Below are 22,663 nucleotides of genomic sequence, written 5' to 3' on the forward strand. Positions count from 1 at the left end.
TGGCCCGGAGACGGCGCGAAGGAGAGACGAACCCCGCGGGTGGGGAGGTAACCGGGCTCGCGCGGCGGGAGGTTCGGCGGCCCAGCACGGCTTGGTGAGCGGTGGGCCCGATCACCCACGAACACAAGGAGCACGATGGCGACGACGGTGACGCCTGGGCAGGACATGACCATCAGCGGTCAATTGAGCCGGCACGCGCGCACGATCCCCGACCAGGTGGCCTTCCGCTTCGGCGAAACGGATCGGACCTACCGGCAGCTCGATGAACGCGTCAACCGGCTCACCCACGCCCTTCGCCAGTACGGCGTGGGGGTTGGCGACCGCGTGGCGCTGATGGCGTACAACGGACTGGAAACGGTCGAGGTGTACTTCGCCTGCGCTCGGCTGGGCGCGATCTGCGTGCCGGTCAACTTCCGTCTCGTGGCCGACGAAGTGGCCTACGTCCTTGCTGACAGCGGGGCGTGCTTCTTCATTGCCGAGGCCGCCCTGGCGGACACCGCGTTCCGCGCGCGGGCTGGGGCGCCGAACGTCCGCGCTTGGCTCGTGATCGGAAGCGCGGCCGCAGGCACACTGCCGGACGCGAACGACTACGAGGCAGCGCTGCAACAGGCCTCGCCCGGTTGCGCCGAGGGCTCGGCCGACGAGCATGCACCCGCCTACATCATGTATACGTCGGGGACGACCGGCCGGCCCAAAGGCGCGGTGCTCACCCACCACAACCTGTTCGTCCAGACCATCAGCCGCATCGCACATCTGGGGATGCCGACCGACTGCCGGGTGTGGCTGGCGGCGACGCCGTTGTTCCACATCGCCGGCCTCGCGGGGTTGTTCCCTTCCATCCTGGCCGGCGGCCGGGTCGTGCTGGCCCGGTCCGGGAGCTTCGACCCGGTCGAGATGGTGGACCTTCTCGAGCGGGAGCGGATCGCGGAATGCTTCTTCGTTCCGGCCCAGTGGCAGGCCATCTGCGATGTTCCCGGCATCGCCCACCGCGACCTGCCGATCCGCATCGTCCGGTGGGGCGCCGCACCCGCGACGACCACGCTGCTGCGGACCCTGCACGACACCTTCCCGCATGCCGAGATCGAGTCGACCTTCGGCCAGACCGAGTGCAGCCCGGTCACCACCGTGCTCCGGGGCGAGGACGCTCTCCGCAAAATCGGTTCCGTGGGGACACCGCTCCTCAACGTCGAGGTGCGTGTAGTCGACGACGAGATGAACGACGTGCCTCAGGGAGAGACCGGAGAGATCGTCTACCGCGGCCCTTCAGTCATGAAGGAGTACTGGAACAGACCACGTGAGACCGCCGAGGCGTTCACGGGAGGCTGGTTCCACTCCGGCGACCTGGTGCGGCAGGACAACGACGGCTACTTCTACGTCGTTGACCGGAAGAAGGACATGATCATTTCCGGTGGGGAGAACATCTACTGCGCCGAGGTGGAGAACGTCCTCGCGGCTCACCCCCAGGTGGCTGAGGTCGCCGTGGTCGGCACGCCCCACAGCCGGTGGGGCGAGACCCCGCTGGCGGTCATCGTGCCACGCGATGCGAGCGCCTCGCCCACCGCTGACGAGATCGAGCGCTGGTGCCGGGAGCGGATGGCGGCCTACAAGTGCCCTCGACAGATCCGTCTCGCTTCCGAACTCCCGCGCAATGCGATGGGGAAAGTGCTCAAGACGCAATTGCGCCGGGAAGCAGGCGAACTGGCCGTCGATCGCGCCCTCAAGGACGGGGAGTGCACAGCGTGACAACCGAAACAACCGATGCCGGCGAGTCGGTCCTCGTCCTGCGCAAGGGCCCCGTGCTCACCCTCACGCTCAACCGTCCTCGACGCAAGAACGCGATGGACGCCGATGCCTGGTCGCGGCTGCAGGACGCACTGCGGAACGCACGCATGGATGAGGGCGTACGGGCTGTGGTGCTTACGGGAGCGGGGGATGACTTCTGCGCCGGGGCCGATCTGAGCGGGGCACAGGTCGAAAGGCACCCGCTGAACCGCATGCGCTGGTACGGCGACATCGCCATGGCACTGCACGACATGCCCAAGCCGGTCATCGCGAAGGTGTCAGGTGTCGCCGTGGGTGCCGGCTGGAATCTGGCCCTGGGCTGCGATCTCGTGGTGGCGTCGACGACCGCCCGTTTCTCCCAGATCTTCGCCCGCCGCGGTCTCTCCCTGGACTTCGGAGGATCGTGGCTGCTGCCCCGGATCGTCGGGTTGCAGCAGGCAAAGCGTCTCGCCCTGCTGGCGGACTTCATCGATGCCGAGGAGGCCCTGCGACTGGGTCTCGTCACCTGGGTGAAGAAACCGGAGGAAATCGACGAGTTCACCGACGACCTCGCCGAGCGCCTGGCCGAAGGCCCGCCGATCGCCTTGGCCCAGTCGAAGCTGATGCTCAACGAGGCGACCACCGGCTCCCTGAGGGAAGCGCTGGAGAGCGAGGCCCGGGTACAGGTGGTCAACTACGCCACTGACGCTCCTGCTGCCAAGCGGGCTTTCGTGGACAAGACCGAGCCGGACTTCCCAGGCAAATGGCTTCTTTGACGGCTCCAACGGCGAGCGCGCAAACGATGCTTGATGACTGTCCCCGCGGGGTTTCAGTAAGGACGCAAGAACGATGACGAACGAGATCAGGGAAGCTGTCGCCGCCGACGAGGTGCTGATCGGCCACGAGCCCGGCGTCATGGTGATCACCCTCAACCGGCCGCACGCGAAGAACGCCGTCACCAGGGCGGTGTCGGAGCGTGTCGCGTCCGCGCTCGACGAGCTCGATCGCCGGGACGACCTTCGGGCCGCCATCATCACGGGCGCCGGCGGCAGCTTCTGCGCGGGTATGGACCTGAAGGGGTTCCTGGGCGGCGAACGGCCCAGCATCGAGGGCCGCGGGTTCGCGGGCGTGACCGAGGCCCCGCCGAAGAAGCCGTTGATCGCGGCGGTCGAGGGCTATGCACTGGCAGGTGGCTGCGAGATCGTCCTCGCCTGCGACCTCGTTGTCGCCGCGCGCTCAGCCAGGTTCGGGATCCCCGAAGTGAAGCGCGGCCTGGTGGCCGCGGCGGGTGGACTGCTGCGCCTGCCGCACCGCATACCTCAGCAGATCGCGATGGAACTGGCCCTGACCGGGGACATGCTCACCGCGGAGCGGGCCTACGAGGTGGGCCTGGTCAACAGGCTCGCCGAGGACGGTGACGCCCTCGGCATGGCCTTGGCGCTCGCCTCCCGGATCGCGGCGAACGGCCCTCTCGCCGTCCTGGCCAGCAAGCGCGTCATCCGTGAACACGAGCAGTGGCCGGAGCCGGAGCGGTTCGCCCGCCAGCGCGAGATCATCGATCCCGTCTTCAGCTCCGAGGACGCCAAGGAAGGCGCCCGTGCCTTCACCGAGAAGCGTCGTCCGAACTGGCAGGCACGATGAGCCGGCACGAGTCGCCTTTGACGGTGACCGATGACGAGCGACACGCTTCGGAGCAGCCGCAGAGCGAGCCGTTGCGAGGCATGCGGATCGTCGAGATGTCGAGCTACGTCGCGTCCCCGTTGAGTGGCATGACCTTGGCGCAGCTGGGCGCCGACGTGATCCGGATCGAGCCGCTCGGTGGCGCCGCCGACCGCACCCGGTGGCCGCGGTCGCAGAGCGGTACGAGCCTGCTCTGGTCGGGCGTGAACAAGGGCAAACGCGCCATGGCGGTGGACCTCTCGTCCGAGCGCGGTCGCGAGCTCGTGGAGAATCTGATCGTCGGCGGAGGACCGCGCGGCGGGATCGTGATCAGCAACTCCGAGCGGTATCCCGATCTGACGTACGACGCTTTGCGCGTGCGGCGGCCCGACCTTGTCCACGTACAGCTCACCGGTCGGCGCGACGGTGGAACCGCAGTGGACTTCACGGTTCAAGCGAAGACCGGGTTCCCCCAGTTGAACGGTCCGGAGGGCTGGACGCAGCCGGTGAACAACGTGCTGCCGGCGTGGGATGTGGCGGCAGGCCTCTACCTGACGATCGGCCTGTTGGCCGCGGAACGCCACCGGCTCCTCACCGGTGAGGGACAGCAGGTGCGGATCGCACTCGAGGACGTCGCGATGGCAACCGCCGGAAACCTCGGCTATCTCGCCGAGGCGCAGGTGACCACACCGCGTGAGCGAGGCGGCAACTACGTCTACGGCACCTTCGGGCGGGACTTCGAAACGGCGGACGGTGAGCGGCTGATGATCGTCGCGCTCACGGTCCGGCACTGGCGCGACCTGCTCGGGGCAACCGACATGACCGACGCTGTTTCGGCACTGGCCACCGCACTTGGCGTCGACTTCGACGACGAGGACGAACGGTACCGGCATCGTGCGATGCTCGGCGGACTGCTCGCGGGCTGGTTCGAGAGGCACACCCTCGCCGAGTCGGAGGCGGTGCTGCGCCACGCCCGAGTGCTGTGGTCGACGTACCAGAGCTTCACCGATCTCGCGGCCGACGGTGCGCTCCTGCTGCGCGACAACCCCTTGCTGTCAGAGCTTGACCAACCCGGGGTCGGCAGGCATCTGGCGCCGGGCTCGCCCGTGGTCATGGACGGCCATCAGTCCCTGCCCAAGGTGTCACCACGGGTGGGTCAGCACACCGAGGAGATCCTGCGGGCCGAACTCGGCCTGTCCGCAACGGAGCTGGGTGAGCTGATCGACCTCGGAATCATCGGCACGGACGGACTGGTCGACTCCGGCGCGCTGCGGGCCACCCGTCCCCACGCCTGAGACGTTGTGGCCGAAAACGCTGACGAGAGGGGAATCCTGTGGCGGATGTGAAGTACGCGGTGCGCGGTCGCTTCGCGCCCATCCTGTTGAACCGGCGGGAGCGCGAGTACGCGTTCACTCCGGAAAAGCGTGTCGCGCCCGCCGCCTTGGGTGCATGCCTCGGGCGCGTTGCCCGAGCCGCGCGCGACCAAGAGCGGGTGGTGGTATGACGGGGCCGGCGCTGGCGGGTCTGCGGGTGGTCGACCTGAGCTCCACGTTCATGGGTCCGTACTGCACCCTGCTGCTGGCGCAGTGGGGTGCCGACGTGATCAAGGTCGAGCCACCGACCGGCGATGTGGTCCGCTACATCGGCGACCGTCGTCGCACCGGCATGGGCCCGGTGTTTCTCAACACCAATCGCGGTAAGCGCAGCGTCGTGCTGGATCTGAAGGACGACAGCGGCCGCACGACGCTGAACCGGCTGATCGACTCCTGCGACGTACTGGTCCACACCATGCGTCCGCAGGCGGCCGCACGGGCCGGCCTGACCGCCGAGGCCGTACTGGCGCGCAACCCCCGCTGCGTCCTGCTCGCGTTCCGCGGCTTCGGGGCCGGCGGTCCGGCCGAGAACGACCCGGCCTACGACGATGTCATCCAGGCCCGCAGCGGCCTGGCCGCGCTGCAGGGCGGCGGTTGCGGTGAACCGGCCTACGTGCGCAGTGCCATCGCGGACAAGATCGTCGGCGTGTACGGCGCCGCGGCCCTGCTGGCCGCGCTGCACGAGCGGGACAGCACCGGCCGCGGGCGTGCGATCGAGATACCCATGCTGGAGACGATGGTCTCGTTCACGCTGCTCGAGCAGCAGGGCGGACTGGTCTTCGACCCGCCGGCGGGACCCTCGGGCTACGCGCGGACGAGTTCGCCCTACCGCCGCCCGTACCGCACGAAGGACGGCTCCATCGCCGTGATGATCTACACCGACGCGCAGTGGGCCACGTTCTTCGGCCTCGTCGGCCGGCCTGAGGCGGCCGAGGACCCACGCTTCCGCACGATCACCGAACGCACGCTGCACATCGATGAGCTCTACGGGATGGTCGAGGCGGCGATGGGCGAGCGCACAAGCGCGGAGTGGCTGCACGAACTGGCCTCGAGCGGCATCCCGGTCAGTCCGGTCAACTCGATCGACGACCTGTTCAGTGACCCGCACCTCCTCGCCACCGGCTTCTTCCGCCGGGTGAGCCATCCCTCAGAGGGCGATCTCGTACTGCCCACCATGCCCGGCCCGACCGGGGACGCTCCGCCTGACGCGTCCTGGCACGCCCCTCTTCTCGGGGCGGACACCGCCGAGGTCCTCGCCGGCCTCGACATCGACGGAGGTTACCGTGGCTGACCTTGAGTACTCGGTCGACGACCGGGTGGCGACGATCATGCTCAACCGCCCGCGGCGCCGGAACGCCTTCACCGCAGCCGTGGTGGACGCCTGGGCCGAGGCGCTGCTGACCGCCCAGGCCGACGACGAGGTGCACGCGATCATCGTCACCGGGGCGGACGGAAATTTCTGCTCCGGCGTGGACCTCGACGAGTTCATGGTCGACAAGACGCCCTTGCAGCAGAAGCTGTTCCTCACCGGCCACGTGCACCGGGTCGCGCGGGCCCTGCAGGAGGTCGACAAACCGGTGCTGGCCGCCGTCGAGGGATCCGCGGTCGGCGCCGGGATGGACATGGCGTTGATGTGCGACTACCGCATCGCAGGCCGTACCGCGCGGTTCAGCGAGGGCTACGTCCGGATCGGCCTGGTGCCCGGCGACGGCGGCTGCTGGCTGCTGCCCCGGCTGGTGGGATCCTCCCGGGCGCTGCGACTGCTGTGGACCGGGGAGTTCGTCGACGCCGAGGCCGCACTGGCGGCCGGGATCGTGGACGAGGTGGTGGACGATCCCCAAAAGGCCGTCCGGGAGTTCGCCCAGACCCTCGCGGCCCGGCCGCCGCACGCGGTACGGATGATCAAGCGTGCGGTACGGCAGGGCGCCGATCACGACTTTCTGACCGCGCTGGACCTGATCTCGTCCCATCTGGCCGTCATCGCCTCGACGCAGGACGCCGCCGAGGCCTACGCCGCGCAAGTCGAGAAGCGCCCGGCCCGATTCCTGGGGAGGTAGAGATGGACAACGCCCGTCGGGCCCTGCGCGTGGAGGTCCGTGATCTGGTGGCCTCCTGGCGTGCGGTCCACCCGGGACCAGTGCGCAGCGACGCGTGGTTGCGCGGTTTCGACCTGGACTTCAGCCGGGAACTCGCCCGCCGTGGGTTGCTGGGCATGACCTGGCCGCGTGCGTACGGCGGGGCCGAACGCAGCAACGTCGACCGGCTGGCGGTCACCGAAGAGCTGCTCCGTCTGGGCGCGCCGGTGGCCGCGCACTGGATCGGTGACCGGCAGATCGGGCCGGCCGTTCTGCGGCACGGCTCGCCAGAGCTGTGCAAGGAGATCCTGCCGCTGATCACCTCCGGTGAGGCCGTGTTCTGCCTGGGCATGAGCGAGCCGGCCGCGGGATCGGACCTTGCCGCGGTCCGCACCCGCGCGGAGAAGGTCGGCGGCGGCTACCGGGTGCGGGGCCACAAGATATGGACCAGCCACGCCCATCGCGCCAGCCACGCCTATCTGCTGGCCCGGACCAGCGACGGGGAGCGCAAGCACGAGGGGCTCACCGAGTTCATCGTCGACATGGACACCGACGGGATCACCGTCACCCCGATCGTCGACCTCGCCGGCGAACATCACTTCAACGAGGTCCAGTTCACCGACGTCTTCGTGCCAGGGGAGCGGGTCCTCGGCCAGGTCGGCAACGGTTGGCGGCAGGTGGTCGAGCAGCTGTCCTTCGAACGGGGCGGCGCGGAGCGGGTGCTGTCCACCTATCCCGTTCTCGTCGAGATCCTCACTGCCCAGGTGCGGGACACGTCTGCGCAGCTCGTCGTCGGCGGGCTCGTCGCACGGCTGGCGATGTTGCGGCACATGGCCTTCCAGGTCGCGCGGGACCTCGACCGGGGCGAGCCGCCCGTTCAGGCCGCCGCGCCGCTGAAGTACCTCGGCTACGCCTTCGAGGTCGACATCCTCGAGGCCTACCGGACGCTCGGGTTGGGCGCCGACACCGGCCCCAGCAGTACGTTCGGGCAGGCCCTTCTTGCCTCGCCGGGCTTCGGCCTCCGTGGCGGTGCCGCCGAAGTACTGCTCAGCATCATCGCCAAGCAGGAGGCACGCGCATGACCAGGACCAGGGCCGACGACTCCGTCCGCGAGCTGGAGCAGCTGATAGCCACCATCGTCCAGCGTGCCGGCGACGATTCGACCGCGCTGGCGACCGCGCTCGGCGAGCTCGGTCTGGACGGCATCGGCATCCCGGAAGAGCAGGGCGGGTCCGGCGGCGAACTGTCCGACCTGTGCGCGGCGTTGGGTGCCCTGGGCCGCCACGCCGTCAGCACGCCGCTGCTGGAGAACGCCGTCGCCGGCTGGGTTCTCGCGGAAGCGGGGATCGCGCCTCGACCGGCCCGGGCGACCATCGTCCTCGAACACGGCACCGGCATCCCGTGGGCGCGGGACAGCGACGCGGTCCTCGTCTGCCCCGAGAACGGTCCCACGCTGCTGTTCGACTTGACCGACGCGCCGCTGGAGCGCAGTGAGAACATCGCGGGCGCGCCGCGGGACACCCTTGTCAGCCCGGTGCCCTCACAGCCGCTGCCCGGCGCGCCGGCGCGGAGCCTGATCGTGGCGCGGATCGGCCTGCTCTCGGCGGCCTACCTGGCTGGCGCAATCACCGGAGCATACGAGCTGACCAGGGCGTACGTGCGCGAGCGCGAGCAGTTCGGTGCACCGTTGATCGAGTTGCCTGCCGTGCAGCGCGGCCTCGGGTTGATGCGCGTGACCGTCGGTGCCGCATCGGCTGCTGTCGCGCACGCCGTGGACGTGGCCGACGACGAGACGCGAAGCCTCGCCGGATCGCAGGCCGCCCGTACGATCGCGGGGCAGGCGGCAACCGACGTCGCCCGGGCAGCGCACCAACTGCACGGAGCCATCGGAATCACCGCCGAATATCCCCTGCACCGCTGGACCCGCACGCTGTGGGCCTGGCGTGACTACGCGGCGCCGCAGAGCTGGTGGACCTCCGGTCTCGGAAACGCAGCGCTCACGCGCTCGGAGGTGGCGGTGTGGGACGAGTTGGCAGGTGGCGCTGAAGATCATGCCTACTTGTAAGGACGTGCTCGACGCGGGCGCTGACTCGACGGTGCGAGGTGGTGTGATCCTCCCTCCAGGCCGGGCAAGCCACTCTGCCCTTTCGCACGGCGGTGCGGGATGACAGGCCCTGTCCAAGACGGCTCCGACGCCCTGATCCCGCCGTCCACAGCAATATCACCGACGATGTGGACATTGAAGTCGTCGCGTTCTTCAGCCGGAATCCACAGTGCGGCCTGCGCTCTGAGCGCGGACAGGGGAGCGGCTTCGGCCGCGATCCGAGTGGCGCCTGAGGGATCGCAGCGGAGCCGGTCGGATCCTCGACCGCGTCGTCGGCCTCTGGATCCGGTGAGTACTCCCCCAGAAACCGCGCCAACTGCGCGGCAGCCAGCAGATAGTTGTGCCGAGTGGTCTCCGGATGGTTCCCCGCCCGCAACGAGCGGTCCCAGTCCCGCAGAAACCCCGACCAGGTCTTCGACAGACCCCCAGTGATTTTGTCCAGGTCCAGTAGCGGCATCTTCGCCGGCCTCCGAGTAAAGGCGCCGGTGAGCGGCGTGCTCAACCTCGAAGATGGGAAACTACCCATACGAAAAGGGCCCCCACAGGCTCTCGCCTGCGAAGACCCTTCGCACCGTCGGGACGACAGGATTTGAACCTGCGACCCCTTGACCCCCAGTCAAGTGCGCTACCAAGCTGCGCCACGTCCCGGTGCCCGCCTGACCTGGGGTTTCCCCTGGCCGAACGTGCACCGAAACAATACCGCACTCGTGCCGGTGGTCGCGCACTCGTTTATGCGGGGCTGACTGGCGGCAGGCTGGGGATTGACCTGATCGCCGCCCGGTTCGAGGCGGCCGGCTGGTCCGCCGCGACCGTGGACGGCCGCGACCACGAGGCCCTGTACGCCGCCTTCACCGCCCCGCACCCCGGCTGCCCCCGCGTGATCGTCGCCCGGGTCGAGCCGAAGTACGCCTGAACCCCGCCCGCGCCATTTCCCGATGCCGCCCGCCGCCCCGGACGACATCGCGTCCCACGCCTCCTGGAAGGACATCTCCCTGTCATGGACACCATGCGTGACCGATTCGCCCCCGTCGTCTCACGGTTGCTCGACGAGGATCCGCGCCTCGCGGTCGTCCTCGCGGAGATCGGCAAGGACGGCTTCTCCGAGGCCCGGAGCCGGGACAGGTCCGCATACGCGTAGCCCTGCTTCGCCGTGATCGTCATGCCGACGATCGTGCAACCTCAACCAAACTTCATGTCGTTCCCGGCGGCGACCGCGTGACGCAGCAGCGTCTCGGCCTCGTCGGGGTGGCCCGGGACGTGCACGGTCCAGCCGTCCAGCGTGTCGAGCAGGGCCACATCGCCGGGCGCCATGTGGGTGAGGCCGCCGGCGGGCCAGTCGAAGGACCCTGACGCGCTGACGAGGACGGCGCCGGCGTCCTGGTGTCCGAGGTCAAGCTTGATCTGCTCAAAGGGCCGCTCGACGAGGAAGCTGGCGAAGGTGTCTGGCCGCCACCGAGGGGCTCGACGTCACCGTGCTCTACGCGACCACCGTCCGCCCCTTCGACACGGCCGCCCTGCGCCGGGCCACGGAGACGGCGGGCACCGATGTCGTCCTGGTCGAGCCGTACCTGGCCGGCACCTCCACGGCCGCCGCGGGCGACGCGCTCGCCGACGTACCCCACCGGGTGCTCGGTCTCGGTGTGGGCCGCCGCGAGCTGCGCCGCTACGGAAGCATCGACGACCATGTGGCCGCGCACGGACTCGACGCGGAATCGCTGAGGGAGCGGATCGACGGATTCCTGGCAGCGGCGCGGGCCCGCGCATGACGATGGCACCTCCGCCCGATCCCCGGTCGTCTGCGCCGGTGCCGTCGCCCTCCCCAGGCGAACGACCGCGTTCTCACACGGCTCGGCGGTTCTCCCGCCCCGCCGGTTCGGGTATCGCCGCGTTCGTACGCGGCCGGGGAGCGGCGGCGTCGACGCGCACGAGGTTGCGTATCGCGGGCACCGACAGCAGGGCTGTGGACACGACGACGGTCATGACGCCGGCGATGAGGAGTACGTGGTCGGCGCCGAGGGCGGTGGCGGCCGGTCCCGCCAGAGCCTGGCCGACGGGCATCATCGCCAGGGAGCCCGCGACGTCGTACGCGTGGATGCGGTTGAGGACGTCCGGCGCGACCTGCGTCTGCACGCTGGTCGCCCACATCACGCTCCAGAGCGACATGCCCGCCCCGGCTATCACTGCTCCGGCCGACATGGCCGCCACGCCGAGTCCCGCGCCGACGGACGCCGGGAAGCAGGCGAAGGCGAAGAGGGCGAAGGAACCGGCGCGCAGCATACGGCGGGGGCGCAGCCGCAGCGCGATCAGTCCGCCGATGACGGTGCCGGCGCCGAGCGCCGAGTTGACCAGGCCGTAGGCGCGCGGGCCGTGCCGCTGGACCACTTCCGTCGCCACCAGGGGCACGGTGGGGCCCCAGATGGAGATCATGTACACGCACCAGATCACGATGACGCCCCACAGCCACGTACGGGATCTGAACTCCCGCCATCCCTCGGCGAGATCGGCCTTGAAACTGCCGCCGTGAGCCCGGCTTCCGGAGGCGGCCGGGGGCAGGCGGAGCAACAGCAGGCACAGCGCGCTCAGCGCGAAGGTGGCCGCGTGGGCCACGAAGACCCCTCCGGCCGAGGCGAACGCGACCAACAGGCCTGCCAGGGCGGGGCCCACGAGCTGGGCGGCGGACTCGGCGATCCGGATGGCGCCGTTGGCGCCCTGCACATCGGTGGCGAGACGGGGCACCGTGCTGGCGACACCGGGCTGGAAGACCGCGCCCGCCACGCCGTTGACGGCGCCGATCACGCAGATCTGCCAGAGGATCACATGGTCGGTGAAGAAGAGCGCGGCGGCGAGCGACTGAGTGGCCAGCCGCACCAGGTCGGCGCCGATCATCAGCTTGCGGGTGCTGACCCGGTCGGCGATGACCCCGCCGAAGATCACCAGTCCGGCGAAAGAGGCGGCCGACGCGGCCATGGCCAGGCCGACCGCGCCCACCCCGTAGCCGTACTGCAGCAGTCCCGCGGCGAGCGCCACCGGCAGCATGGTGTCGCCGAGCCGGGCGAGGGCACGCGCGACGAAGAACAACGCGAAGTCCCGGGACCAGACGGGCCGGGGGCCGTCGGCGGCAACAATGTCACGGCGGCCGGAAGCTCTGTGCCCTGTCTCCGCGGCAGGCTTGTGCCGCGCCGTCCCGGTGCGTTGGACACCGCCACCCGAGTCCACGGCGGGCCCGGAGGGCTCCCCGCCCCCACCGGCGCGGCCCGACGGCTCGTCCCACGGCGGCTTCCCGCCCGATGACGCCCCACCCATCCCACTCGCCCCCTCCCCTGCCGACGCCCGACGACTCCCCCGCGCAGCCGAGCGTCCCGCCTCTCACTCCTGTTTCCGGATCATGCCACGCGGGACTGACAACGCCGCGGGGTTTCACTCGGCGGACGGAAGCCCCAACTCCGGGTGCGACTCCAGCAGCCGTGGCGGAGCCGCCTGGCGCCAGGAGTCGGCCAGGATGTCGCGGAGTTCGTCGCCGTCCAGGGCGCCGAGGCGAACCCGGACCCAGGCGAAGCCCGCCTCGTGGTCGGCGATCCAGAACTTCCGGGGCTCGGCCAGGACGAGTTCGTCGCGCTCCTCCTTGGGACAGCGCACCGCGATGGAGGTCTCCTCCTCGGGCAGCGTGGCGAACATCTTTCCCGCCACACGGAACGTGGGCATGCTCCAGGCGATCTTCTCCGTCGTGTCCGGCAGGGAGAGGGCGATACGTCGTACGTCTTCGGCATGCTGCATGACACGCACCGTAGCCAACGGCACTGACATCAACTCGCCGAAGGCCTGATCGGCTCAGTCGCCGGCGGCTGCCGCTCCCACGTGCTTGTAGAAGATCGTCGTCGGGCGCAGCTCGCCCGACGGCGTGGCCGCGTAGTCGGGTATCGCCCCGAGCCGGGTCCAGCCCGCGGAGCGGTAGAGGGACTCGGCGGAGCTGTCGGTCTCTGTGTCGAGGTGCAGGAGGGTCACTCCCGCCGCGGCCGCCTCGGCCTCGGCGGTCGCCAGCAGCACACGGCCGAGGCCTTGCCCGCGGCACTCCGGGTGCACCATCAGCTTCACGAGTTCGGCGCGGTGGCGGCTGTTGGGCTTGTCCGGGAAGGCCAGGCTGACAGTGCCCAGCAGCCGGCACTCGCCACGGGCCACCCACACGGCGAGGTGACCCGCCGATACGGCGGCCCCGCGTCCTTCCCACCAGCCGACGGCTGCGGCGCGGTCGAGCGGTGCGAGGAATCCGATCGAGGCCCCGCCGTGCACGGTGTCGGTCAGGAGGTCGGCCAATTCATCGACGCAGGCGAGGAGTTCGGTCGCGTTCAGCCTTGAGACGATGGTCATGGGAGCACCACCGCCAGGGCGTAACGCACGTCCTCGGGACCGGGGCAGCGGAAGCGGGTCGGGCCCCACACCCGCAGTCGGAGGCAGTCACCGGCGTCGAGGTGATGCTCGACGTCCTGCGCGGTCACCTCGAGTTTCCCCTGCAGGATCCAGATGTGCTGCTCCAGACCCGGCACGGGAGGGCGGTCGTAGGCGATGTCGGCGTCGGCCGCGAGCCGCCCCTCGACGAGTTCACCGCGCAGTCCGGCGTGCGGCGGCGACACCGATCGCCGCAGGAAACCGGAGGTCTTGTCCTCCCAGATCGCCTGGTCGACCGCCCGCACCACCAGCGCGGGTGCCGCCTCGACCTCGCTGAGCAGCTGCGACATGGTCCGCCCGTAGACACCGCACAGGCGGTTCAGGAGCGAGGCCGTGGGACTGATCTCCGCGCGCTCGGCCCGGGACAGGGTCGAGCGGCTGACTCCGCTGCGTTCCGCCAACTCCCCGAGCGACCAGCCGCGTTCGGCCCGCAGCTCGGCCAGCCTGGCGCCCAGGCGGACATCGACAACATCCTCACCACCGCTTCCCATATTCGAGATGTTATCCCATATGAGAAACGCACTCACTCCACGGTCGCGGCCTCCGCCAGCGCCGCCAGTACCGGCCGGATCAGCGGATGGTCCTCCGCGCCACGGCGCACGGCGGCGAAGACGCGACGCGTCGGCGCGACACCGTCGACGGGACGTACGACCACGCCCGTGAGGTCCATGCCGCGCAGGGCCGAGCGGGGCACCAGGGCCACGCCCGCGTCGGCCGAGGCGAGGGCGACGACGGCGCGGAAGTCGTCCGAGGAGTGCTCGAGGCGAGGCTGGAAACCGGCGCTCTCACAGGCCAGGACCACCACGTCATGGCAGGGATTGCCCGGGTACGGACCGATCCAGGGATCCTTGGCCAGTTCGGCGAGCGGCACCTCGTCGACGTCGGCCAGGCGGTGGGTGACCGGCACGACCGCGTCGAAGGGCTCGGCGTAGAGCGAGATGTGCGTGAGGCGCGGGTCGTCCGCGTCCGGGGCGCCCCGGTACTCGACGGCGACCGCGATGTCGACCTGGCGGTCCAGCACCATCGGCAGACTGGCGTCGCCCTCGGCGTCCTGGACGCGGATACGGATACCGGGCGCCGTGGCGGCGAGGCGGGCCAGCGCGGGCGCCACGACCAGGCCGATGCCGGTCGCGAACGAGGCGACGGTGACCGTGCCCGCCGAGCCCGAGCTGTAGGCGGCCAACTCGGCCTCGGCGCGCTCCAGTTGGGCGAGGACCGCGTTGGTGTGGCTGAGCAGGATCTCACCGGCGGGAGTCAGCCGTACGCCCTTGGCGCCGCGTTCCACGAGCCGGTGACCGGTCTCCTGTTCGAGGGCGGTCAGCTGCTGGGAGACCGCCGAGGGCGTGAGATAGAGCGCGGCGGCAGCCGCCGTCACCGTGCGGTGGTCGGCCACCGCACGGAGGATGTGGAGCCGCCGCGCTTCGATCATGTGACCGATTCTCTCAGGTCAGGCGTCCAGCTCCGCGCGGGCGGCCACGAACGCGTCCACCGCCCGGTTCACGTCCTGCGTCGAGTGCCCGGCCGAGAGCTGCACGCGGATGCGGGCCTTCCCCTGCGGCACCACCGGGTACGAGAAGCCGATCACGTACACGCCGCGCTCCAGGAGCAGCTCCGCCATGCGCCCGGCGACGGACGCGTCGCCGATCATGACGGGGGCGATCGCGTGGTCACCGGGAAGGATGTCGAATCCCTCCTCGGTCATCCGGGATCGGAACAGCGCGGTGTTCTCGGCGAGCCGGACGCGCAGGTCGTCGGCCGACTCCAGCAGGTCGAGCACCTTCAGGGAGGCCGCCGCGATCACCGGGGCGAGCGTGTTGGAGAAGAGGTACGGGCGCGAGCGCTGCCGCAGCAGGGCGACGATCTCGGCGCGGGCGGCGACGTAGCCGCCGGAGGCGCCGCCGAGCGCCTTGCCGAGGGTGCCCGTGATGATGTCGACGCGTTCCATCACGCCGTGCAGCTCGGGGGTGCCGCGGCCACCGGGGCCGACGAAGCCGACGGCGTGCGAGTCGTCGACCATGACCATCGCGTCGTAGCGGTCGGCGAGGTCGCAGATCTCCTTCAGGGGCGCGACATAGCCGTCCATGGAGAAGACGCCGTCGGTGACGATCAGGCGGCGCCGGGCGTCGGACGCCTCCTTGAGCTGGGCCTCCAGGTCGGCCATGTCGCGGTTGGCGTACCGGAAGCGGCGCGCCTTGGACAGGCGGATGCCGTCGATGATCGAGGCGTGGTTGAGGGCGTCGGAGATGACCGCGTCCTCGGCGCCGAGGAGGGTCTCGAAGACACCGCCGTTGGCGTCGAAGCAGGAGGAGTAGAGGATCGTGTCCTCCTGACCGAGGAAGGCGGACAGGCGGCCCTCCAGCTCCTTGTGCACCTCCTGCGTACCGCAGATGAAGCGCACGGACGCCATGCCGTAGCCCCAGCGGTCGAGCGCCTCGTGGGCGGCGGCGACGACCTCGGGATGGTCGGCGAGGCCGAGGTAGTTGTTCGCGCAGAAGTTGAGGACCTCGCCGGGGCGGCCGCCCGCGGTGACGCTCACGGTCGCGGACTGCGGGCTGCCGATGACGCGCTCGGGCTTGTGCAGTCCGGCGGCGCGGATCTCTTCGAGAGTGGTGCGCAGATCGTCGCGTACGGAATCGAACATCATCAGTTCCTTAAAGTCCTCAGAGGGTCCAGTCGAGGATGACCTTGCCGCCGCGGCCGCTCGCCGCGTCGGCGAAGGCCGCCTCGTAGTCGCGGAAGCCGTAGCGGCCTGTGATCACGGGGGCGAGGTCGAGGCCGCCTTCGAGGAGGACCGACATGGCGTACCAGGTCTCGAACATCTCACGGCCGTAGATGCCCTTGATCGTGATCATGGAGGTGACGATCCGGGACCAGTCGACCGGGAACTCCTGGGAGGGCAGGCCGAGCATCGCGATCCGGCCGCCGTGCGTCATGTTGGCGATCATCTCGCGCATCGCCTCGGGACGCCCTGACATCTCCAGGCCGATGTCGAAGCCCTCGCGCAGGCCCAGTTCGCACTGGCCGTCGGCGATGGTGGAGCCCGCGACATTGAGGGCGAGGCTCACGCCGATCTTGCGGGCCAGCTCCAGGCGCTCCTCGCTGACGTCGGTGATGACGACGTTGCGGGCGCCCGCGTGACGGGCCACGGCCGCGGCCATCAGGCCGATCGGCCCGGCACCGGTGATCAGTACGTCCTCGCCGACCAGCGGGAAGGACAGCGCCGTGTGCACGGCGTTGCCGAACGGGTCGAAGATCGCGGCGACATCGAGGTCGACGGGGACGCGGTGCACCCACACGTTGGCGGCGGGCAGCACCACGTACTCGGCGAACGCCCCGTCGCGGCCGACGCCCAGGCCGACCGTGGCGCGGCAGAGGTGGCGGCGCCCGGCCAGACAGTTGCGGCACTTGCCGCAGACCAGGTGTCCCTCGCCGCTGACGCGGTCGCCGGCCTTGATGTCGGCGACGTCGCGGCCGGTCTCGACGACCTCGCCGACGAACTCGTGCCCGAGCACGAGCGGCGCGCTGATGGCCTGCTGGGCCCAGCCGTCCCAGTTGCGGATGTGCAGATCGGTGCCGCAGATCCCGGTCCTGAGGACCTTGATCAGTACGTCGCCGGGGCCGGCCTGCGGCTCCGGAACGTCCGTGAGCCAGAGCCCGGGCTCCGCCTTCTCCTTGACCAGCGCCTTCACGCGACGGCTCCTGTGGGTGAGGTCCCGGGGCAGGGCACGCCGAAGGAGCCCGTACGGGAGAGGGGTGAATTCCCGTAGAAATCTGCCGTACGCCGGTGCTCTTGGTCCAGCGAGGTTTTCTTAAGCGCGGCCGCAGCTTTCCTTCACGCCTGCCCCGTGCGCGTCTTCAGGGTGTCTGCCCCCGCTCGAAATAGGCGACCAGTTCCGGGTCGAGCGGCGGCACGTCGAGTGGAGTACCGCCGTTCCGCAACGACTCGGTGGCCCGGAATCCGGCCGCGACGGCCATCCGCGCGGCGACCGGGGAGGTGCAGGCGATGTCGGCATGGGTGTGGTCCGGAGTGAGGACGAGCACGGCGTCGACGTCCGGGGCGTCGATCACCTTGTGGTGGTCGTCGACGGTCCGGACTCCGGGGACGCGGTCGGCGGCGCGGTCGCGCAGGACTGGGTCGTGCTCGGCGACGACGCTCACGCGTGAGCCCCGGCCGGGACGGTGGGCGATGCGCGCGAGGGAACCGCGCAGGCCGAAGCCCAGGGCGCCGAGACGCAGATCGGTCATGGTGTGCCTGTTCATAGTGGACCCGCCCGTCGTTCGATCTCCTGAACCAACTCCGCCGCCAGCGATTTGATGGTCTCCAGGCCCGCCTTCCCCCAGGGGCGCGGCTCGACGTCGACGGCGCAGATCGTGCCGAGCGCGATGCCCGTTTGGTCGATGAGGGGGGCGCCGAGGTAGGAACGGACGCCGATCTCGTCGACGACCGGATTGCCGGCGAAGCGCGGGTAGTCACAGACGTCTTCCAGAACCAGCGCCCTGCGTCGGACCACCACATGGGGGCAGAAGCCGTAGTCGCGGGCCATATAGCGGCCCACCCCATGGTCGGCGCCGTCCCCGGTGGTGCACGCGGCCGACAGGATGTCCGAGCCGTTGCGGTCCGGGGTGTGCAGGCCGGCGAAGAACTGCCGGTTCTCGTCGATGAAGTTGACCATCGAGTACGGCACCGCGGCGACTTCCGCGAGGCGGTGCGCGAAGGCGTCGAAGACCGGTTCCGCGCGCTCCCCCAGCCCCAGTCTGCGCAGTCGCCGTACCCGTTCCGGGGCCTCCTTGTCCTCCGGGGTGAGCAGCAGACGGCCGGCCGGACGCGGCGGGTCGTACCTCATGTGGGGGTCCCGTGGCTCGGGGCGTGCGTCATGTGTGGGCTCCGTGGCTCGGGGCGTGGGCGGGCGCGTGGGCGAGGAGATGGCGGACCAGGGTGAGCAGGGTCTGCACTCCCGAGCTGGAGATCCGGGCGTCGCAGCACACGACGGGGATCTCGGGGTCGAGATCGATGGCCGCCCGCACCTCCGCGGGGTCGTAACGGTAGGAGCCGTCGAACTCGTTGACCGCGACGATGAATCCGAGACCGCGCTGCTCGAAGAAGTCCACGGCCGCGAAGCAGTCCTCCAGGCGGCGGGTGTCGGCGAGGATCACCGCACCGAGCGCGCCTTCGGAGAGCTCGTCCCACATGAACCAGAACCGCTCCTGCCCGGGTGTGCCGAACAGATAGAGCACGTGCTGCGGATCGAGGGTTATGCGGCCGAAGTCCATCGCCACGGTCGTCTCGACCTTGTTCTCGATGCCCTCGAGACTGTCGGTCGCGGCGCTGACCGTGGTGAGCAGCTCCTCCGTACTCAGCGGCGCGATCTCGCTCACCGCGCCGACGAAGGTCGTCTTGCCGACCCCGAACCCTCCCGCCACCAGGATCTTCAATGCGGTGGGGAAGGGATCAGAGCTGTCGTCGTAGTCCATCGAGCACTGCCTCCAGAAGAGACCGGTCAGTGGGGTTGTGGTGGAACTCCGGGGGCTTCGTGGTCAGCGCCCCGCAGTCGACGAGGTCGGACAGCAGCACCTTGGTGACCGCCGCCGGCAGCTTCAGTTGGGCGGCGATCTCCGCCACGGAGACGGGCGCCCGGCACAGTTCGAGTGCCTGGGTGTGCTCGGGACCGAGATAGCCGAGAGGGGTCGCTCCGGTGGCCATGACCTGCGACAGGAGGTCGAGCGCGGTCGACGGCCGGGTGCGGCCGTTGCTGACCGTGTAGGGGCGCACAAGGCGCCCGGCCGCGTCATCGAGCCAAGGCCCGTCGCCGGCCGCGGCCACGCTCAAGGCCTCATCGCCGGGGATTCGACGGCGGGCTGCCGGGGCGCGGTGATCAGATAGGGCCGGACGCTCTTGACCAGCATCGCCATCTCGTAGCCGAGCACCGCCGCGTCGGCCTCGCGTCCGGCGAGCACGGCGAGACAGGTGCCGGAGCCCGCGGTGGAGACGAACAGCAGGGTCGAGTCGAGCTCGACGACGACCTGCCGTACGTCGCCGCCGCCCCCGAAGCGGACGCCCGCGCTGCGGCCGAGGGAGTAGAGGCCGGAGGCCAGCGCCGCCATGTGGTCGGCGCTGTCCTGGTCGAGGCCGTGGACCGACTTCACGAGCCCGTCGCAGGACAGCAGCACGGCGCTCGTCGTGTGCGGTACGCGCTGTACGAGGCCGCTCATCAGCCAGTCGAGATCGGATACATGGCCGGTCGGCGCATCGCTCGCCATGGTGGATCGACTCCTTGGGGTACGAAGGTCTGCGGGAGCGGAGGGGGTGGGGGTGAGGGGGGTGGTCATCCGGCCGGTGTGCTCCCGTCGTGCCGGGTAGTGGGGTCGTGTCCGGGCGCGGACTCGATGGTTCGCGCCCCCTCCGCCTCGTGCGGCGCCGGCATGATCGCTCCGCCTATGTGCGCCGTCGGCGCGGGCGTGCCGTCCGGCGGCCGTACGTCCATGGGAATGGCGTTGGCGGAGGGAGCACCCACGGACGGCGCTCCGTCGACCCGGGCGACGCCATCCATGGGGACGCCGCCCAAGCGCGGTCGCTCCATGGGCGCGTCAAGGATGTGGCTGGTGTCGGTGTGGTCGGCAGCTGCGCGGGCGTTATCCATGTGGCCGTGACTCGTGTAGCCGGAGTCCGTGTAGCCGTGGCCCATGTGACCGGAATCCGTGTGGCCCGGACCCGTGTGGCCGTTCCCCACGTGACCGGACTCCGTGTGACCCGGACCCGTGTAGGCGTTCCCCACGTGACTGGAATCCGTGTGGCCCAGACCCGTGTGGCCGTTCCCCACGTGACCGGGACCAATGTGGCGCGGGCCTACGTGGCCATCGCGCATGCGGCCGGGATCCGTGCGGCCGCCGGCATCAGTGCCGCTCGGACCCATATAGCCGGGATCCGTCAAGCTGGCATCCGTGTGGCCCGGGCCCATGTGGCCGGCATCCGCGTGGCCGTCGCCCATGTGGACGCGAGCCGTGTGCCCGCTGTCCATGTGCCCGGCGCCCACCGGCGGCACATCCACTCGCACCACATCCAGCGTCGGCAGCGGATCCCTATGCGCCAGGTCCGGGTGCGCCCGCTCCCTGGCCGACGTCTCCATGGCCGACGCCTCCACCGGCGCCTCCAGACGCGCCGCCGTTTCGGCGTGGGCCGCCTCCGCGAGCCCGATCCCCCGCTGGAACGCCGCCATGAGACCCGGGTCGTGCCCGGCGACGTACTCCGTCTCCTGGCGGGGTGCGGGCCCGTCGCGCAGTTGGGGCGCGATGTGCTCCTGGGCGCGTCGCCGGGGCAGTTGCGGCTTGCCCATGGTGCCGCGCACGGCACCACCCCGTGGTGTGGGCGGCACGGCCGCGTTCTCCGTCGCGATGGGCCGGTCCTCGGGGCGGATGCCGGGCACGGCCTCCGCCGGGTTGGGCCGTTCCCCGTGGGCGCCGCGCACGGGGAGCGGCGCGGGACCGCCGCCGCGCGCGCGGGGTGGAGCCGGCGCGACCCGTCGCGGCGACTGCTCCCGCTGCGACTGCCGCGGTACGGAGGACACCGCACCGCCCCCGGGCGAGGGCGCCGATGCCACCGGAGTCGGTCCCACAGGCGGGCGCCGTCCCCCGGTCGCGTCCTGGGGCGGCCCCTGCGCGACGTCCCCAGGGGCGCCCGGCGTCGAGCCCAACAGCCCTTGCGGCACGACGAGTACGGCTTGGACCCCGCCGTAGATGTTGGTCTGCAGCCGGACGTGGATGCCGTGCCGCCGGGCGAGCTGCGAGACCACGAACAGGCCGATGCGGCCGTCCTGGAGCAGGCTGGCGACATTGACCTGGTCGGGGTCGGTGAGCAGGGCGTTCATCTTGTTCTGTTCGCCGAGGGGCATGCCGAGGCCCCGGTCCTCGACCTCGACGGCGAGCCCGGAGGTGACGAGGTTGGCGCGCAGCAGCACTTGGGTGTGCGGTGCCGAGAACACCGTGGCGTTCTCGACGAGTTCGGCCAGCAGGTGGATGACGTCGGCGACCGCGTGGCCGCGCAGGGTGCCGTCGATCGGGGGCACCAGCTTGACCCGCGAGTACTGCTCGACCTCGGCGATCGCGGACCGCAGCACCTCCGTCATGGAGACCGGGTTGCTCCACTGGCGGCGCGAGACGGCGCCGCCGAGCACGGCGAGGTTCTCGGCGTGGCGCCGGATGCGGGTGGCGAGGTGGTCGACATGGAAGAGGCCCTTGAGCAGGTCCGGGTCCTCGATCTCGTTCTCCAGCTCGTCGAGGATGGAGATCTCGCGGTGCACGAGGGACTGAAGGCGCCGGGCCAGATTGACGAAGACCTCAACCTTTTGCTCGCTGCCCGCGTGGCTGGAGAGCTGCGCGGCCTGCACGACGGCCGCGACGGCACCGTCGTGGGCGCGGGAGAGGTCGGCGGCGAGCAGTTCGAAGTCGTCGGCGTCCGCGGGGGGTTGGCGGCGTGCCTTGCGCGCGGGCGGGTTCTCGCCACGGCGCAGCCCTTCGACGAGGGCGCGCAGGTCGGCCTCGGTGCGGGCGCTGGTGCGGCGCAGGACGCCTATGCGCTCCCGTACCGACTTGGCGGCCCGGTCCGCGGCCACGGCGGCGATCAGGATGCCGGCCAGGGCAACGCCGACCGCTCCCGCGAGGACGGCCCACAGGGTGAGGCCGGGCCGGGCGCCGGTGGAGCGGACGGTGAAGAGTACGGCCGCACACGCGCTGAGGGCTACCGCGATCGGTGGCAGGACCGCCAGGCGCAGCAGCTGGGGCCGCAGATGCGTCTCGGGCAGCGAGGGGGCGGTGTGGGCGACCGGCCGTCCGTGCCGTCCGCCCTCACGGCGGTCTGCGCGTGCGGCCGGTGCGCGAAGGTGAGACATCGGTGTCCTCGTACTGTGGCGTCGGAAGCACGGAGGCTCCCGCGGGTCTGCGCGACTCGGGCGTGCGGCATCGCGGTGCCGTTCGAGAGTGCCGAAGAATTCGGCCCTGCGTCGCCCGACGGCAACTCACAGTAGTCGCCAAGGCATCATGTGCGGTGGGCAGTTGACAAAGTCCCACGGACAGCGTCCCGCTCTGGTATGAGGCGTCGTACGACAGACCGATAACACTCTCGGACGCGCGTTCCCCTCGGGCGGCGGTCCGATCACGGCTGGTCAGTTCCCCACACAACATTCACAGCCGCGCCTATGAACGTTACCGGTGCGGAACTTACTCTTCCCGCGTCATGGACTACTGCCACCCGTGCC

At 70.4% G+C, this 22,663-nt stretch carries 21 protein-coding genes, 1 tRNA gene and 5 pseudogenes; 11 read left to right on the top strand and 16 right to left on the bottom strand.

Going from position 1 to position 22,663, the window contains the following annotated elements:
- Positions 1–135 precede the first annotated feature (135 nt).
- The 9 genes from AB0D27_RS24510 (at position 136) to AB0D27_RS24550 (ending at position 8,933) form a co-directional block, all read left to right on the top strand.
- Positions 136–1,743 carry a long-chain-fatty-acid--CoA ligase gene (locus tag AB0D27_RS24510; protein ID WP_362512502.1) on the top strand — a complete coding sequence of 536 codons (1,608 nt, stop codon included), beginning with the start codon at positions 136–138 and terminating at the stop codon, positions 1,741–1,743.
- Positions 1,740–2,537: an enoyl-CoA hydratase-related protein gene (locus tag AB0D27_RS24515; RefSeq protein WP_362512505.1), complete on the top strand. Its 798-nt coding sequence runs from the start codon at positions 1,740–1,742 to the stop codon at positions 2,535–2,537. The genes AB0D27_RS24510 and AB0D27_RS24515 overlap by 4 nt, the downstream gene beginning before the upstream one ends.
- Before the next feature lie 73 nt (positions 2,538–2,610).
- Complete coding sequence (locus AB0D27_RS24520; RefSeq protein WP_362512508.1) at positions 2,611–3,402, top strand: crotonase/enoyl-CoA hydratase family protein; 792 nt, start codon at positions 2,611–2,613, stop codon at positions 3,400–3,402.
- Positions 3,403–3,425: 23 nt separating this feature from the next.
- Entirely contained in the window at positions 3,426–4,715 is a 1,290-nt protein-coding gene (locus tag AB0D27_RS24525) for a CoA transferase (RefSeq protein ID WP_362512511.1), read from the top strand.
- Positions 4,716–4,753: 38 nt separating this feature from the next.
- A complete protein-coding gene (locus tag AB0D27_RS24530; protein WP_362512514.1) occupies positions 4,754–4,924 on the top strand; it encodes a hypothetical protein in 171 nt (56 codons plus the stop codon).
- On the top strand, positions 4,921–6,084 hold the full coding sequence (locus tag AB0D27_RS24535) for a CoA transferase (protein WP_362512516.1): 1,164 nt from the start codon (positions 4,921–4,923) through the stop codon (positions 6,082–6,084). The genes AB0D27_RS24530 and AB0D27_RS24535 overlap by 4 nt, the downstream gene beginning before the upstream one ends.
- Positions 6,077–6,850 (top strand): enoyl-CoA hydratase-related protein, encoded by a 774-nt coding sequence (locus AB0D27_RS24540; RefSeq protein ID WP_362512519.1) that lies wholly within the window; start codon positions 6,077–6,079, stop codon positions 6,848–6,850. The genes AB0D27_RS24535 and AB0D27_RS24540 overlap by 8 nt, the downstream gene beginning before the upstream one ends.
- Before the next feature lie 2 nt (positions 6,851–6,852).
- Positions 6,853–7,950, top strand: a complete 1,098-nt coding sequence (locus AB0D27_RS24545) for an acyl-CoA dehydrogenase family protein (RefSeq protein WP_362512522.1) — start codon at positions 6,853–6,855, stop codon at positions 7,948–7,950.
- Complete coding sequence (locus AB0D27_RS24550) at positions 7,947–8,933, top strand: acyl-CoA dehydrogenase family protein (protein ID WP_362512525.1); 987 nt, start codon at positions 7,947–7,949, stop codon at positions 8,931–8,933. Before AB0D27_RS24545 ends, AB0D27_RS24550 begins: the two co-directional genes overlap by 4 nt.
- Position 8,934: 1 nt before the next feature.
- Here AB0D27_RS24550 and AB0D27_RS24555 read toward each other — a convergent pair.
- Positions 8,935–9,046 (bottom strand): annotated as a pseudogene (locus AB0D27_RS24555) (IS5/IS1182 family transposase); the annotation flags it as partial.
- A gap of 500 nt (positions 9,047–9,546) precedes the next feature.
- Positions 9,547–9,620, bottom strand: a tRNA-Pro gene (locus AB0D27_RS24560).
- 349 nt (positions 9,621–9,969) lie between these two features.
- Between AB0D27_RS24560 and AB0D27_RS24565 the strand changes: the two are divergent.
- Positions 9,970–10,080, top strand: a pseudogene (locus tag AB0D27_RS24565) (transketolase); the annotation flags it as partial.
- A gap of 86 nt (positions 10,081–10,166) precedes the next feature.
- Here the strand turns inward: AB0D27_RS24565 and AB0D27_RS24570 are convergent.
- Positions 10,167–10,412, bottom strand: a pseudogene (locus tag AB0D27_RS24570) (transketolase); the annotation flags it as partial.
- Positions 10,413–10,414: 2 nt separating this feature from the next.
- Here AB0D27_RS24570 and AB0D27_RS24575 point away from each other — a divergent pair.
- Positions 10,415–10,738 (top strand): annotated as a pseudogene (locus AB0D27_RS24575) (transketolase); the annotation flags it as partial.
- Between the two features lie 73 nt (positions 10,739–10,811).
- Here the strand turns inward: AB0D27_RS24575 and AB0D27_RS24580 are convergent.
- The 13 genes and pseudogenes from AB0D27_RS24580 to AB0D27_RS24640 form a co-directional block, all read right to left on the bottom strand.
- Positions 10,812–12,275, bottom strand: coding sequence for an MFS transporter (locus AB0D27_RS24580; protein ID WP_362512528.1), 1,464 nt, complete (start codon positions 12,273–12,275; stop codon positions 10,812–10,814).
- A gap of 114 nt (positions 12,276–12,389) precedes the next feature.
- Positions 12,390–12,746: an MmcQ/YjbR family DNA-binding protein gene (locus tag AB0D27_RS24585; RefSeq protein ID WP_362512530.1), complete on the bottom strand. Its 357-nt coding sequence runs from the start codon at positions 12,744–12,746 to the stop codon at positions 12,390–12,392.
- A gap of 54 nt (positions 12,747–12,800) precedes the next feature.
- Positions 12,801–13,337 (bottom strand): GNAT family N-acetyltransferase, encoded by a 537-nt coding sequence (locus tag AB0D27_RS24590; protein WP_362512533.1) that lies wholly within the window; start codon positions 13,335–13,337, stop codon positions 12,801–12,803.
- Complete coding sequence (locus tag AB0D27_RS24595; protein ID WP_362512536.1) at positions 13,334–13,906, bottom strand: XRE family transcriptional regulator; 573 nt, start codon at positions 13,904–13,906, stop codon at positions 13,334–13,336. Before AB0D27_RS24595 ends, AB0D27_RS24590 begins: the two co-directional genes overlap by 4 nt.
- Before the next feature lie 32 nt (positions 13,907–13,938).
- The gene (locus tag AB0D27_RS24600) at positions 13,939–14,844 is read right to left on the bottom strand and encodes a LysR family transcriptional regulator (protein WP_362512538.1); all 906 of its coding nucleotides are present in this window, start codon (positions 14,842–14,844) and stop codon (positions 13,939–13,941) included.
- Positions 14,845–14,862: 18 nt separating this feature from the next.
- On the bottom strand, positions 14,863–16,056 hold the full coding sequence (locus AB0D27_RS24605) for a glycine C-acetyltransferase (protein ID WP_362512558.1): 1,194 nt from the start codon (positions 16,054–16,056) through the stop codon (positions 14,863–14,865).
- A gap of 19 nt (positions 16,057–16,075) precedes the next feature.
- Positions 16,076–17,104, bottom strand: a complete 1,029-nt coding sequence (tdh, locus tag AB0D27_RS24610) for an L-threonine 3-dehydrogenase (RefSeq protein ID WP_362512541.1) — start codon at positions 17,102–17,104, stop codon at positions 16,076–16,078.
- Positions 17,105–17,270: 166 nt separating this feature from the next.
- Positions 17,271–17,660, bottom strand: coding sequence for a Gfo/Idh/MocA family oxidoreductase (locus AB0D27_RS24615; RefSeq protein WP_362512544.1), 390 nt, complete (start codon positions 17,658–17,660; stop codon positions 17,271–17,273).
- An 11-nt stretch (positions 17,661–17,671) separates the two neighbouring features.
- The gene (locus AB0D27_RS24620; RefSeq protein WP_362512546.1) at positions 17,672–18,259 is read right to left on the bottom strand and encodes a GAF domain-containing protein; all 588 of its coding nucleotides are present in this window, start codon (positions 18,257–18,259) and stop codon (positions 17,672–17,674) included.
- Positions 18,260–18,287: 28 nt separating this feature from the next.
- Positions 18,288–18,887: an ATP/GTP-binding protein gene (locus AB0D27_RS24625; protein WP_362512548.1), complete on the bottom strand. Its 600-nt coding sequence runs from the start codon at positions 18,885–18,887 to the stop codon at positions 18,288–18,290.
- Positions 18,865–19,236 (bottom strand): DUF742 domain-containing protein, encoded by a 372-nt coding sequence (locus AB0D27_RS24630; protein ID WP_362512550.1) that lies wholly within the window; start codon positions 19,234–19,236, stop codon positions 18,865–18,867. The genes AB0D27_RS24625 and AB0D27_RS24630 overlap by 23 nt, the downstream gene beginning before the upstream one ends.
- Before the next feature lie 2 nt (positions 19,237–19,238).
- The gene (locus AB0D27_RS24635) at positions 19,239–19,673 is read right to left on the bottom strand and encodes a roadblock/LC7 domain-containing protein (RefSeq protein ID WP_362512552.1); all 435 of its coding nucleotides are present in this window, start codon (positions 19,671–19,673) and stop codon (positions 19,239–19,241) included.
- Positions 19,674–20,590: 917 nt separating this feature from the next.
- Positions 20,591–22,297: pseudogene (locus AB0D27_RS24640) on the bottom strand (ATP-binding protein); the annotation flags it as partial.
- Positions 22,298–22,663 lie beyond the last annotated feature (366 nt).

Origin of the sequence: Streptomyces sp. NPDC048415 (assembly GCF_040651675.1) — a bacterium.
Lineage (GTDB): Bacteria > Actinomycetota > Actinomycetes > Streptomycetales > Streptomycetaceae > Streptomyces.